Source organism: Rhizobium sp. G187, from assembly GCF_051549525.1.
Lineage (GTDB): Bacteria > Pseudomonadota > Alphaproteobacteria > Rhizobiales > Rhizobiaceae > Allorhizobium.
The window spans coordinates 15,336-27,319 of the sequence record NZ_JBPUGM010000006.1 but is presented as its reverse complement, the minus strand read 5'-3'; the positions used below and the strand labels follow the sequence as shown (position 1 = coordinate 27,319).

General features: G+C 60.9%; 15 protein-coding genes. 6 read left to right on the top strand and 9 right to left on the bottom strand.

Annotated features, from left to right (window positions below; genetic code table 11):
• Positions 1–8: 8 nt before the first annotated feature.
• The 7 genes from rplT to infC form a co-directional block, all read right to left on the bottom strand.
• Positions 9–413, bottom strand: a complete 405-nt coding sequence (rplT, locus tag ACSV9I_RS17050) for a 50S ribosomal protein L20 (RefSeq protein ID WP_054156358.1) — start codon at positions 411–413, stop codon at positions 9–11.
• A gap of 37 nt (positions 414–450) precedes the next feature.
• Positions 451–654, bottom strand: a complete 204-nt coding sequence (rpmI, locus tag ACSV9I_RS17045) for a 50S ribosomal protein L35 (protein ID WP_054156359.1) — start codon at positions 652–654, stop codon at positions 451–453.
• Positions 655–818: 164 nt separating this feature from the next.
• Positions 819–2,150 carry a sensor histidine kinase gene (locus ACSV9I_RS17040; RefSeq protein WP_438330051.1) on the bottom strand — a complete coding sequence of 444 codons (1,332 nt, stop codon included), beginning with the start codon at positions 2,148–2,150 and terminating at the stop codon, positions 819–821.
• A complete protein-coding gene (locus ACSV9I_RS17035) occupies positions 2,147–2,812 on the bottom strand; it encodes a response regulator transcription factor (protein ID WP_054156361.1) in 666 nt (221 codons plus the stop codon). The genes ACSV9I_RS17040 and ACSV9I_RS17035 overlap by 4 nt, the downstream gene beginning before the upstream one ends.
• A gap of 3 nt (positions 2,813–2,815) precedes the next feature.
• Complete coding sequence (locus ACSV9I_RS17030) at positions 2,816–3,343, bottom strand: PepSY domain-containing protein (RefSeq protein WP_438330050.1); 528 nt, start codon at positions 3,341–3,343, stop codon at positions 2,816–2,818.
• Between the two features lie 146 nt (positions 3,344–3,489).
• Complete coding sequence (locus ACSV9I_RS17025) at positions 3,490–4,059, bottom strand: hypothetical protein (protein WP_438330049.1); 570 nt, start codon at positions 4,057–4,059, stop codon at positions 3,490–3,492.
• A 188-nt stretch (positions 4,060–4,247) separates the two neighbouring features.
• Complete coding sequence (gene infC, locus ACSV9I_RS17020) at positions 4,248–4,784, bottom strand: translation initiation factor IF-3 (RefSeq protein WP_438330231.1); 537 nt, start codon at positions 4,782–4,784, stop codon at positions 4,248–4,250.
• Between the two features lie 177 nt (positions 4,785–4,961).
• Between infC and ACSV9I_RS17015 the strand changes: the two genes are divergently transcribed.
• Positions 4,962–5,753 carry an alpha/beta hydrolase gene (locus ACSV9I_RS17015; protein WP_438330048.1) on the top strand — a complete coding sequence of 264 codons (792 nt, stop codon included), beginning with the start codon at positions 4,962–4,964 and terminating at the stop codon, positions 5,751–5,753.
• A gap of 193 nt (positions 5,754–5,946) precedes the next feature.
• The gene (locus ACSV9I_RS17010) at positions 5,947–6,564 is read left to right on the top strand and encodes a transglutaminase-like cysteine peptidase (RefSeq protein ID WP_054156364.1); all 618 of its coding nucleotides are present in this window, start codon (positions 5,947–5,949) and stop codon (positions 6,562–6,564) included.
• A 15-nt stretch (positions 6,565–6,579) separates the two neighbouring features.
• Here ACSV9I_RS17010 and ACSV9I_RS17005 read toward each other — a convergent pair whose 3' ends face one another.
• Both ACSV9I_RS17005 and mbfA read right to left on the bottom strand, forming a co-directional pair.
• On the bottom strand, positions 6,580–7,767 hold the full coding sequence (locus tag ACSV9I_RS17005) for an MFS transporter (protein ID WP_438330047.1): 1,188 nt from the start codon (positions 7,765–7,767) through the stop codon (positions 6,580–6,582).
• A gap of 91 nt (positions 7,768–7,858) precedes the next feature.
• Positions 7,859–8,842, bottom strand: a complete 984-nt coding sequence (gene mbfA, locus ACSV9I_RS17000) for an iron exporter MbfA (protein WP_438330046.1) — start codon at positions 8,840–8,842, stop codon at positions 7,859–7,861.
• Between the two features lie 128 nt (positions 8,843–8,970).
• Between mbfA and ACSV9I_RS16995 the strand changes: the two genes are divergently transcribed.
• The 4 genes from ACSV9I_RS16995 to ACSV9I_RS16980 all read left to right on the top strand — a co-directional run bounded on the left by ACSV9I_RS16995 (position 8,971) and on the right by ACSV9I_RS16980 (position 11,891).
• A complete protein-coding gene (locus ACSV9I_RS16995) occupies positions 8,971–9,441 on the top strand; it encodes a group III truncated hemoglobin (RefSeq protein WP_438330045.1) in 471 nt (156 codons plus the stop codon).
• Positions 9,442–9,605: 164 nt separating this feature from the next.
• Positions 9,606–10,703, top strand: a complete 1,098-nt coding sequence (locus ACSV9I_RS16990) for a TRAP transporter substrate-binding protein (protein ID WP_438330044.1) — start codon at positions 9,606–9,608, stop codon at positions 10,701–10,703.
• A 120-nt stretch (positions 10,704–10,823) separates the two neighbouring features.
• On the top strand, positions 10,824–11,024 hold the full coding sequence (locus ACSV9I_RS16985; RefSeq protein WP_438330043.1) for a hypothetical protein: 201 nt from the start codon (positions 10,824–10,826) through the stop codon (positions 11,022–11,024).
• A 177-nt stretch (positions 11,025–11,201) separates the two neighbouring features.
• Positions 11,202–11,891, top strand: a complete 690-nt coding sequence (locus tag ACSV9I_RS16980; RefSeq protein ID WP_438330042.1) for a winged helix-turn-helix transcriptional regulator — start codon at positions 11,202–11,204, stop codon at positions 11,889–11,891.
• The last annotated feature ends 93 nt before the right edge of the window (positions 11,892–11,984 follow it).

Here is an 11,984-nt window from a genome sequence, read left to right as displayed (position 1 = left end):
GCGCTGGCTTACTTGACCGCGCTTTCAAACTCGTTCGCAGTGCCGGCATCCTTGAGGTATGCGAGCGCCTTCTTGGCAGCTTCCACGAGCTTGCCGAAAGCAGCCGCTTCATGGATGGCCATGTCGGACAGGACCTTGCGGTCGACTTCGATGCCAGCCTTGTTGAGGCCGTCGATGAAGCGGCCGTAGGTCAGGCCGTGTTCGCGAACAGCAGCGTTGATACGCTGAATCCACAGAGCGCGGAAGTTGCGCTTGTTGACCTTGCGGTCGCGGTAAGCGAACTGCTTGGAACGATCGACGGCAGCCTTTGCGGCCCGGATCGTGTTCTTGCGGCGGCCGTAGAAGCCCTTGGCTGCCTTGAATACCTTGTTGTGCTTGGCGCGGGAAGTTACGCCACGTTTTACGCGTGCCATGTCATGATCTCCTTAATTGTCCAACAGCGAATGGGTCTCAGAGACCGTTCGGCAGGTAGTTCTTGATGACCTTCTTGCCGTCAGCTTCAGCCAGAACCATCGTACCGCGTGCGTTGCGAATGAACTTGTTGGAACGCTTGATCATGCCGTGGCGCTTACCAGCGCCGGCCGCGAGGACCTTGCCGGTTGCGGTGATCTTGAACCGCTTTTTGGCGGAGGATTTCGTCTTCATCTTGGGCATTTTGCTACTCCATTGTTCTTGTATCGAAACAGGCTGACGAATGCCCGTTTTCAAGCATAAAGAACGGCCACGGCATGCCCTGCCGGACCGTTCGGACGGGGGCTTATAACCGCGAAGCCCATAAAGCGCAACGGGTCACACGCCTGAATCTTGAGCTTTGGCCTTCAGGTGCGGGCCGGAAGCGTCAGAGATATGCGCAATCCACCGATCGGCGCCCTTAAAATCGCGATCTGCCCGCCATAGGCGGCGAGAATTTCGGCGGTGATGGCAAGGCCAAGCCCCGTCCCTTCACCCTCTTCCAGATGAACCCCTCGCGTGACGATTCCGGCCAAGGCAGCCTCATCCACACCTGGTCCGTCATCATCGATATCGAGCCGAACCGTATCACCCGTTTCAGCCTGGCGCGTCGCCTTGATGGCGATCAGCGAGTTTGCGAAGCGCGTGGCATTGTCGAGAACATTGCCCAGAGCCTCCGCAAGATCGGCCGGATCCATTTCCACCATCAGCCCTTCATCGATCGAAACACTCCAGGCAATGCCGCGCGGAACCGTGACCGGCTGCAGGACGGAGACGAGCTTTCCGGTCAGCAGAGCGAGATCGGTCTGGGTCATCTGCTCCACGCCGAGACGCGCCGACTGTAATTGCCGATCCGCCCGCTGGCGGATCAATTCCACCTGCTGGCGCACCAGCAGGCGGTCACGGTCGGAAAAATTGTCAGCGAGCTGTGAGAGCACGGTCAGGGGCGTTTTCAGGCCATGGGCGAGGTCACTGGCGCGCGCCCGGGCCCTTGCAATTGCGGTCTCGCGATCCTTGAGCAGATGATTGAGTTCTCCAACCAGCGGCATCAATTCGCTCGGCCCCTCGCCTGTCACCTGGTCGGCAAGGCCGGAGCGAACGCGGGCAACGGCGCTCTGCAGCCGCCACAGCGGCGCCAGCCCGACCGCCACCTGAAGGACCGCTGCACAGATCAGAACGCAAGCGGTCAGAACCAGCATGGCCCAGAGCGAGCCATGATAGTCAGCGAGCGCCTGATCGATCATCTTCCGATCGAAGCCTGCCAGAATGGTGAAGGTGAGCGGTCCACTGCTCGTTTCGAGGACGACCTCCCGCTCCTCCACCAGAACGGCGTCGCCATCCGGCCCCACCGCCTCGCAAAAGCCGTAGGGACCCGGCGGAATATCACCAGCAGGCAATTCGATATCCCACAGCGATCGCGACTGCAGCACCTCTCCGCTTGCCGGTCTGACTTGCCAGTAGAGACCGCTGCCGGGCAGATCGAAACGCGGATCACTCGGCTCGGCCGATAGCGAAAAGCCGTTTTTCCCGACCTCCAGGCTCGCCGCCAACTGATCGATGATCGCCGACATGTCGGCGCGGTAACGATCGGCGACATAGCTGGAAAAGACACGACTGAGCCCAAAGCCAACCAGCAGAAGCGCAAAGGCAACCGCAAGGACCGCCGCGACCAGCAGGCGCAGGCGCAGCGATCGGATCATGCTCCCTCACCGATCAAGGTATATCCGAACCCCCGGCGTGTCGCGATGGCGCCGGGATGCGTCTTGCGGCGGATCCTGGCGATCATTGCCTCCACGGCATTGCGGGCCGCATCATCGTCACGGCCCTGGACCTGACGTGCAATCTCCAGCGGATCGAAGACGCGGCTTGGTTCGGCAATCAGCAGCGCCAGCAGGCGGTATTCAAGCGGCGTCAGCTCGATCGGCCGGCTCTCGAAGGTGACACGCCGGGCGGCGTCATCGAGCACAAAGGCTCCGGCCGTTACTGTTGCCTTTGCCCGGCCACCGGCACGGCGCAGCAAGGCCTTGAGCCGGGCGATCAGCTCTTCACTGCGGAACGGCTTGGGCAAATAATCGTCGGCCCCGGCCTCGAAGCCGTCCACCCGCTCCATCCAGGAGCCTCGCGCCGTCAGAACGAGCACCGGCGTTTCCACACCTGATGCCCGCCAGCGTTTCAGGATCGAAAGGCCATCCATGCCCGGCAGCCCGAGATCGAGAACGATCGCCGCGTAGTCGCCGGTCTCGCCTTCCGCCCAGACTTCCGGGCCTGTTTTGACATGCTGAACGAAGTAACCCTCCGCCTCCAGCTTGCCCCGGGTGTGATCGGCGATGGTCTGGTCATCTTCGGCAAGCAGAAGGCGCATGCGTCACCATCCGAACAGATTGAGTTTCCGCCCCGTCGAAGCATCGAGCTTGATGGTTTTGACACGCGGACCGTTTTGCATCTTGAAGGTATAGTAGGGCTTTGCGGACTTTAAGTTCAAGTCGACGGAGATCACCCTTCCGGAGTCGATCGCCTCCACCTTTTTCAGGATCTCGCGAAGCGGCAGGATACGACCGTTCTCGACGGCTTCGCGCAGCCGCTGGCGGTCCTTGCCGCTGCCGGAGCGACCAGACGAACCGCTGCCATTGCCGCTGCTGTCGTCCTTGTCGTCATCCTTCGCGTCGTCGTCGCTGTCATCATCCCCGTCATCGCTGCCACTGCTGTCATCCCCGTCGTCACCATCATCGTCGTCGTCGTTGGAACTGCCGGAGTTGTCGCTATCTTTGCCGCTGTCGCTGTCGCTGTCGTTGTCGTCGTCTTCTCCATCTTTCGCCATGGCGACGCGCACGCTGCCCGGTCCGGCCAGGCAGGTCGCGCTCAACAGCAGCACTAGGAAAAGACGACGGTCCATATTCACTCTTCAACACCACAAGACACATTAGCGCGCGTTGGTTGCGCCGCCAACTCAGAAAGAGCATCCCCGCCCGGCGGAGCCGGACGGGGGCGGAACGACGGGGGGCACCCGCGGCGGATCGGGTTCGCCGTCCCGGTAGAGGGTCAGGGAGCGGGAATGACTGTTACCCCTGTCAGGGTGCCCTTCGGCGCGCGCAATTTGATTTCCTTCTGGCCATGCTCTTCCTCGACTTCGAAGCCAAGGCGCTTGCCATTCTGGTCTACGGGGATCATCGAGCCGCTCAAAAGCCCCTGCAACTGGCCTTCGTTGACGATCAGACGGATTTCGTCGCGATCACCGCCACGGCCGCGGCCCTTGCGATCGTCGCTATCATCATAGGCGTCGTCATAGTCATCATCGGAATCGTCCGAGCTATCATCGTCGTCGTCATCATCCGAGCTATCGTCGTCATCGTCGTCGTGGGAATCGCGGCCCGAGCTGTCATCGTCATCATCGTCGCTATCGTCGTCGCTGCTGTCGTGATCGCTGCCGCTGCTACCGCCGCTGTCGTCGTCACCATCATCACCGTCGTCATCGCCACCACGGGCCTGGGCCTGCTGATCGACATAGGCCGACAGCGATCCGGGGAACATGTCGCCGGCAACCGGAACAAGTGTAAGGGCTATCAGGGCTGTGCTCGATACGAGCAAGACGCGTCTCAATGCTGTTGTCATGGTGCAGATCCTCCAGGTCCGATGGTGAAGTCCTTCCGTGAAGTCCTTCGATGGAGTGATCATGCCTCAATGGCCCTGACAGACCGGCTTTGGCGTCAGTCAGCATTCTGTCAGCGAAAACAGGAATTGCGGGCATGAAAAAGCCGCCTCGAGGGCGGCTTGATCGGGACCGGACTGAAACAGTCGGTTCAGCGCGGTGCAAGCACCATCATCATCTGGCGGCCTTCGAGCTTGGGCTCGGCTTCCACCTTGGCAACGGTCAGAGTGTCTTCCTTGACCTGAAGCAGAAGCTTCATGCCGAGTTCCTGGTGGGCCATTTCGCGGCCGCGGAACTTCAGGGTCACCTTGACCTTGTCGCCTTCTTCAAAGAAGCGGTTCATCGCCTTCATCTTCACCTCATAGTCATGGGTGTCGATGTTCGGGCGCATCTTGATTTCTTTGACTTCAACGATCTTCTGCTTCTTGCGTGCTTCAGCCGCCTTCTTCTGGTTGGCGTATTTCAGCTTGCCGAGATCGAGGATCTTGCAGACCGGAGGCTCCGCATTCGGAGAAATCTCGACCAGATCCAGGCCGGCCTCTTCCGCCATGCGCAGAGCCTGATCCGTCGGCACGACACCGAGGTTCACGCCCTCTTCATTGATCAGCTGGACTTTCGGTATGCGGATTTCTCGGTTGGAGCGCGGCCCGTCCTTCACGGGGGCATCGGTCTTGAACGGTCTGCGAATGGTCGTGGTCTCCTTAAAAATTACCAGAATGCCGCAGGATAGCCCGCGCACACGCACGTTTCATGGCTATGTGATATCTGCGGCGACAGTGTCAATAGCACGCTTCCGAAAGAAAATCACCTGTTGTCCGCGTCCTGGCGAATGTGTTTTACAACCGGCAACACAAAGGAGCGAAAGATGAGCCATAGCGCGAACATCCTGGCGGAGACGACGATCACCGTCGGCGCGGCCGAAGAGGCCCGCAACATCGCCACAATCACGCGGATCGGCGCCGTGGACAAGCCGGCGCTCGTCTGGCTCGGCGGCTACCGATCCGACATGTCGGGCACAAAAGCGATCGAGATGGACGCGCTGGCGGGCGAACAGGGATTGTCCGCCATCCGCTTCGATTATTCCGGCCATGGCGTCTCGGGCGGCGAGTTTGTGAAAGGCACGATTTCGCGCTGGACCGAGGAAGCCATCGCCGTGATTTCCGCCTCCGGTCAGAAAAAGGTCGTGCTTGTCGGCTCATCGATGGGCGGATGGATCGCACTGCGCGTCATTCAGGAGGCGCGTCGTCGCGCGCTCGGCTTCAGCGTCACAGGCCTCGTCCTCATTGCTCCCGCCCCTGATTTCACCAGTGATCTCATCGAGCCGCATCTCACAGAGGCCGAGCGGCAATCGCTGACCGACCGGGGCTATTTTGAAGAGCCGTCCGAATACAGTTCCGAGCCGAACATCTTCACCCGCGCACTGATTGAGGATGGTCGGCAGAACAGGGTCTTGACCGACCTCATCGAGACGGGGTGCCCGGTGCATATCCTTCAGGGCATGAAGGATCCTGACGTGCCGCATAGCCACGCGCTGAAGCTGATGGAGTTCCTTCCGCTCGATAACGTGGTGCTGACCCTGATCCGAGATGGCGACCATCGCCTATCACGGCCGGAAGATATTGACCGCATGCGGGCCGCAATTCTGTCACTAATTTAGGTCCGCGACGACCTAAACCCCAAGAATGTCAGGGTTTTTCCCGTCAGGTTGAGAGGCGAACCACAGACCCCTCGTTAGAAGTGTCGCATTTTAACCATACTGCGGGAATTGCAGCGGTGAGACTCATTGCTGCCGTTGACTTGCATCGCCTGTCCACCTTAACGTTTTGTTAAGGATACGAGGGGACAGGTTCATGAAGAACGGGTCACGCGCCATCATGGCGCTCGTGGTTGCCGCTGCGGTTTTGGCTCCAGCCAGTGCTGGCTTTTCCGCATCGAGTGCACCGCTGTCGATGATCACGGGTCACGTGACATCGCAGCCGATTGGTCACTACGAGTTCTGCCAGTCCTATCAGGACGAGTGCGCTATCCGCACCCGTTCCAGCATGCCACCCAAGGTCACCGAGCATGGCTGGAAGATGCTTCACCGGATCAATAACGAGGTCAACAGCAGCATCATCCCGATGACTGATCTCGAAATCCACGGCAAGGAAGAGTTCTGGACCTACCCCGTCCTGGCCGGTGACTGCGAAGATTTCGCGCTTCTCAAGCGCAAGAAGCTGGTCGAGGCCGGTTTCTCTCTTGCTGATCTTTTGATCACCGTTGTTCGCAAGCCCGATGGCGAAGGCCATGCCGTGCTGACCGTTCGCACACAGTCCGGCGACTTCGTGCTCGACAACCTGAACGACGACGTGAAGCTGTGGACCGAAACGCGCTACACTTTCCTCAAGCGTCAGTCGAGCACTGACACTGGTCGCTGGGTGACCATCGAGAACGGCAGCTCCGACGTTCTGGTCGGCGCTCTGCGCTAACAGGCGCAGTTCATCTCACCTTGCGGCCGGCTTTGCCACGGCCGCAAGGGCGGCAATTGCGCCCAAAGAGACGCAGGCAGCCACGAGGATGCAGGCAATGGCTGCGACCGCGCCCGAGACCTCATTCAACCAGATCACCGTGACAGGCGCGACGGCGGATAAAACGATGCGCGCCGAAGCGAGGATCCCGGTGCGCCGCCCGTAACCTGCCGCGCCGAAGTAATGCAGCGGCAGCACGCCGCGCGCAATTGAAGTCAGCCCCTGGCCGGCGCCGTAAAACAGCGCAAAGGACAGTGCAAAGGCAGACAGTGGTCCCATCAGCGCTCCGCCCAGCAGCAGCATCACGCCCAATGCCATGGCAGCTGCCGCGACCACGGCGGTGACCGGCGGAGAGAAGAGGTTGCGGCGGATATAGCCGAACAGACGAGCGGCGACCTGGCTCGGGCCGATCAGGCTTCCTGCCACCGTGGCCACCGTCGTCTCGTAGCCAAGACTGTGAAGCAGCACCAAAAGGGTTGCCCCTACGGCCGAAACCACGAAGCCGCCGGCAGCAAAGGCGACCGCCATCAGAGCCATGGCCTGCCGGCCATTGTCGGGCAAACCGTGTGCGACAGCGTCCACTTCACCGGATGGGTCATGGGCGTCGGTTCGCCTCTGCGGCAATGCGAGATGGATCGGCAGTGCGATCGCCACATTCATTGCCGCCAGGACGAAATAGATCTCGCGCCAGGTGATCTGCGTCAGCAGCCATTGCAAGAGCGGCCAGTAGATCGTGGAGGCGAAGCCGGCGATGAGGGTAACAAGGGTGATGTGGGCGCGTGCCTCTCGCCCATGGATCTGGGCCAGTGCGGCAAAACCGGCCTCATACTGAACGGCAAGCGCGATGCATTCGGCTGCCACGGCCAAGACCATGAAGTGAGCGGCATTCTGCATCAACCCCAGAAGTGTCAGCACCCCCGCCGCCGCCAACGATCCGAGGCTCAGCACGATGCGCGCACCGAGACGATCGACGAACCTGCCGAGCGGCGTTGCAACGACTGCGCCTGCCAGCAGGCCGGCGGAAAAAATACCAAAGACAAAACTCTCCCCCCAACCGAATTCCCGCGCAATTTCGGGTGCGAGCACAGAGAAGGCGTAATAGAGCGTCCCATAACCGATGGTCATGGTCACGCCGAGGCCGATGGTCGAAGGGGAAAATTTCATGCCCTCCGCTCTATGCGGTTCAGATTGCAGCTTCGTGAAGCCTGCATGGCCAGATCATGCCTGCGCACCCGTAAACAGAAACGGCGCTGCGCTAACCCTGCCCGATCAGCACACCGGCCGCCAACACCAGCGAACCACCGAGCACCACCTGCATGGCCGCGCGCCAGAAGGGTGTCTCCATGTAGCGGTTCTGGATAAAGGCAATCGCCCAGAGTTCGAAGAAGACGATGATGGCCGCAGTGATCGTCGCCGTCCAGAAATGCGGGATGAGGTAGGGCAGAGCGTGGCCGAGGCCGCCAAGCGCCGTCATGATGCCCGAGGCAAGACCGCGCTTGATCGGGGAACCGCGCCCCGACAGCTTGCCGTCGTCATGGGCGGCTTCGGTAAAGCCCATGGAGATGCCGGCGCCGACGGAAGCGGACACACCGATCAGGAAGGTCGACCAGGTGTCGCCAGTGGCAAAGGCGGCCGCAAAGATCGGGGCGAGCGTCGAGACTGATCCGTCCATCAGGCCGGCCAGACCGGGCTGGACATAGGTCAGGATGAACTGGCGCCGCTCACCTTCATCCTCTTGGGACTTCGCATCCTCGGACACATGTTTTTCGGTCAGCATTGCCGCGACCTGCTCATGGCCCTGTTCGGCCAGAGCCAGATCTCCGAGCAGCTTGCGAATACCGGCATCCGAGGTTCGCTGGGCGGCCGCGATGTAGAAGCGATAGGCGCCCTGCTCCATCGCTTCGGCTTCCGTCCGGATTTGGTCGAGTGTCAGGTTCTTGCGCAGCCAATCCGGCTTGCGTTCGTAAAATCCGCGCACATGTTCCCGGCGGATCAGCGGGATGCGCTCGCCGAAATGCTCACGGTGCATGTCGATCAGCATGTTGCGGTGGGCATGCTCGACCTCCGCCATGTCCTCGAAGACCTTGGCCGATTGCGGCGCCGTTGAGCGCAGCTGGTCGGCATAGGCGAGATAGATGCGCGCATCATCCTCTTCGGAGGAGATGGCGAGACCCAGCATTTCCTGCTCGCTGAGGCTGTCGAAGTCGCGCTTGGCGCCAGAAAGGGAAAGACCGAACATCCACAAATATCCAATTTAGAATTATTCTAAAGATAGATCCGATTGCGGTTTGGATCAAGATGCCGCATGGACCATTTGCAGAAGACGCAGGATGGGAATTGTGCCCCGCGTTGCTGAGGCGAATTGAGATGACAACAGATATGACCGGCCGCGCTGCCCATCGGGCGGAGATCACCGCACGTGTGGCGGCGGACATGGCTGCCATGGGGGTCGACCCCGCATTTATAGACCGGTTGGTCGAGACCTTTTACGGGCATATCCGCCAGCATGCCTCGCTTGGCCCGGTTTTTGAGGGGCGCCTTGCCGGCCGCTGGCCGGATCACATGGTCAAGATGAAAGCCTTCTGGGGATCGGTCGCCTTCAAGACCGGCGCTTATGGCGGCAAACCGGTTCAGGCGCATCATGGCGTGGACGGCATGGCGGAAGGGCTCTTCCTGGAGTGGTTGCAACTCTTTTCCGACACCTTGTCGGAGGTCGGTGCAAGCGAGGCGGCGCATGCCTGGTTCCTGACCAGCGCCGAGCGCATTGCCAAAAGTCTCGTTCTCGCCCTCTTCTACAATCCCGCCCTGGATGATCCCTCCTTGAAGAGCAGCCGGTAAGCATCGTTGCGCAGCAAGCTTCCCCGGCGCAACAAATCGCAAGTGAAAATGTCTTTTCGGACAACAAAACAAGCCAAGCGGCCTTGCGCTCCCAGGCGCGTGTCTTTAGACCCGCCGGCGGGAGCGGGGGAGATTATGTCACGACAGATCAAGGCAAGAACATCATGAATCGCCGTCAATTCTTCCAGAAAGCCGGGATTGCCGGCGTCGGAGCCGCTGCGCTCGCAGCCCCTGCCATCGCCCAGGAAAATCCCAAGATCACCTGGCGTCTCGCCTCGTCCTTCCCGAAGAGCCTCGACATCATCTTCGGCGCTGCGACCGATATTGCCGAAAGCGTGTCCAAGGCAACCGGTGGACAATTCGAAATTCAGGTCTATGCCGCCGGCGAAATCGTACCGCCGCTGCAGGTCGCGGACGCGGTCGGCGAAAACACGATCGAAATGGGACATACCTGCTCCTACTACTACATCGGCAAAGACCCGGCGTTTGCGCTCGGCACAGCCGTTCCCTTTGGTCTCAATGCCCGTATGACCAATTCCTGGCTGACCGCCGCCGGCGGCAACGACCTGCTCAACGAATTCCTCGCAGGTCACAAGCTCTATGCGCTGCCGGCCGGCAATACCGGTGCCCAGATGGGCGGCTGGTATCGCAAGGAAATCAAGACGATCGATGACCTCAAGGGTCTGAAGATGCGCATCGCGGGTCTGGCCGGCGAGATCATGCAGAAGGTCGGCGTCACGCCGCAGCAGATCGCAGGTTCGGACGTCTATCCGGCGCTGGAAAAGGGCACGATCGACGCCACCGAATTCGTCGGCCCCTATGACGACCTGAAGCTCGGCTTCTACAAGGTCGCGCCATACTACTACTACCCGGCATGGTGGGAAGGTGGCCCGGTTGTGCATGCCTTCTTCAACCTGGAAAAGTTCAACTCCCTGCCGGAGAGCTACAAGCGTATCCTGACCGATGCCTGTGCTGCGGCCAACGCCCGCATGCTCGCCCGCTACGATGCCTCGAACGCGGCTGCCCTTCGCGAACTCGTTGCCGGTGGCGCACAGCTGCGCGCCTTCTCCTCCGACATCCTCGACGTCTGCCACAAGGCCGCGAAGGAGACCTATGCGGATCTCTCGGCAAAGAACGAGTGGTTCAAGAAGCTCTATGACAGCCAGCAGGCTTTCAAGCAGGACGCCTATCTCTGGTCCCAGGTCGCCGAATACAGCTTCGATACCTATCAGATGATCCAGCAGCGCCAGGGCACGCTCTGACACTTTCGACCGTCTCAAACGACAAGAGGCCCGGGCATCCACCCGGGCCTTTCGTTTTTTGGCCCCCCGGCTTAGTGACAGCAGCCGATCACGCTTGCCACCCTTTCGGATGCACTGAGCATGTCGGCGCATACGCTGCAGCGGCGGCTGGCGGATGAACAGACCTGCCTGCGCGACCTCGTGCGCGAGACGCGACAGGCCATCGTCGCCACGCAGATTGCAGCGGATGTACAGAAATCGCGTATCTCCGAAGTGCGCGGCTATGCGGACTCGACCGTCTCGTGGCGGGCGCAACGGGGCTGGAGCCGGCATCGCGACTGAACGGCGGCGGCGGACGTCAAACGCGCGCAGACGATGCGGCTGACATCGGTCTGCCTGTCGATACCGGCCGGATGATTGACCCGCGGCCTGACATCGAGCCGGAATGTTCGAGGCGCTACACTATCTGGACTGGACTGCCATGGGCTGCGGGGCGCAGGATGGAGGCTGGAGGCCATCATGGCGAGTGACGGGTACAATCAGTTCTGTCCGGTGGCCAAGGCCTGCGAGGTGCTGGAGCCCCGCTGGACCCTGCTGCTGCTGTCGGAAATGTGGTCCGGTTCGACCCGGTTCAACGAGATCCGTCGCGGCGTGCCTGCTATGTCGCCGACACTGATGTCGAAGCGGCTCCGTGAAATGGAGCATCGCGGCCTCGTGGTGCGCTCGAAGCATCCCGGGTCTGGAGCGATCAATTACCGAACCACCGCGGTGGCGGACGAGCTGGAGCCGATCGTGCGCGCACTTGGCCAATGGGCGCATCGCAACATCGATGCGGATGTGACGCTGGAGAAGCTCGATGCGCGCCTGTTGATGTGGAACATGCGCCGGAAGATCAATCCGGCCTCCCTGCCCGCTACGCGTCGCAGCGTCATCCGCTTCATCTATCCGGAACTGCCGCGCGACGAGCAGAGCTACTGGCTCTTGTGCAAGCCGGGCAATCCCGTCGATCTCTGCTCCTCCGATCCCGGACACGACGTCGATCTCTTCGTGACAGCCGATCTCAAGGCTCTGACATCCGCATGGATCGGGCTTTCGAGCCTCGGCGCCGAAATCGCGCGCAACAAGATCACCCTGGTTGGCGATCCGTCGATGGCAGCCACGATCGGCTCCTGGATGGTGCGAAGCTCCTATGCCACGGCACCGCTCTGACGGTCCCTTTTCTGTACCGGTCGCACTCCAGCTCCTACACTGGCCTAGGCTCTTCCTAGCCGCGACACTGCTCCTTCCACCAGAAGGAGAAAG

Coding starts and splice junctions, on each gene's coding strand:
- ACSV9I_RS17025 (WP_438330049.1), bottom strand. CDS start 4,059: ATGACAACAGCATTGAGACGCGTCTTGCTCGTATCGAGCACAGCCCTG.
- ACSV9I_RS16995 (WP_438330045.1), top strand. CDS start 8,971: ATGACAACAGATATGACCGGCCGCGCTGCCCATCGGGCGGAGATCACC.
- rpmI (WP_054156359.1), bottom strand. CDS start 654: ATGCCCAAGATGAAGACGAAATCCTCCGCCAAAAAGCGGTTCAAGATC.
- mbfA (WP_438330046.1), bottom strand. CDS start 8,842: ATGTTCGGTCTTTCCCTTTCTGGCGCCAAGCGCGACTTCGACAGCCTC.
- ACSV9I_RS17040 (WP_438330051.1), bottom strand. CDS start 2,150: ATGATCCGATCGCTGCGCCTGCGCCTGCTGGTCGCGGCGGTCCTTGCG.
- ACSV9I_RS16985 (WP_438330043.1), top strand. CDS start 10,824: ATGTCGGCGCATACGCTGCAGCGGCGGCTGGCGGATGAACAGACCTGC.
- rplT (WP_054156358.1), bottom strand. CDS start 413: ATGGCACGCGTAAAACGTGGCGTAACTTCCCGCGCCAAGCACAACAAG.
- ACSV9I_RS17015 (WP_438330048.1), top strand. CDS start 4,962: ATGAGCCATAGCGCGAACATCCTGGCGGAGACGACGATCACCGTCGGC.
- ACSV9I_RS17030 (WP_438330050.1), bottom strand. CDS start 3,343: ATGGACCGTCGTCTTTTCCTAGTGCTGCTGTTGAGCGCGACCTGCCTG.
- ACSV9I_RS17005 (WP_438330047.1), bottom strand. CDS start 7,767: ATGAAATTTTCCCCTTCGACCATCGGCCTCGGCGTGACCATGACCATC.
- ACSV9I_RS16990 (WP_438330044.1), top strand. CDS start 9,606: ATGAATCGCCGTCAATTCTTCCAGAAAGCCGGGATTGCCGGCGTCGGA.
- ACSV9I_RS16980 (WP_438330042.1), top strand. CDS start 11,202: ATGGCGAGTGACGGGTACAATCAGTTCTGTCCGGTGGCCAAGGCCTGC.
- ACSV9I_RS17035 (WP_054156361.1), bottom strand. CDS start 2,812: ATGCGCCTTCTGCTTGCCGAAGATGACCAGACCATCGCCGATCACACC.
- ACSV9I_RS17010 (WP_054156364.1), top strand. CDS start 5,947: ATGAAGAACGGGTCACGCGCCATCATGGCGCTCGTGGTTGCCGCTGCG.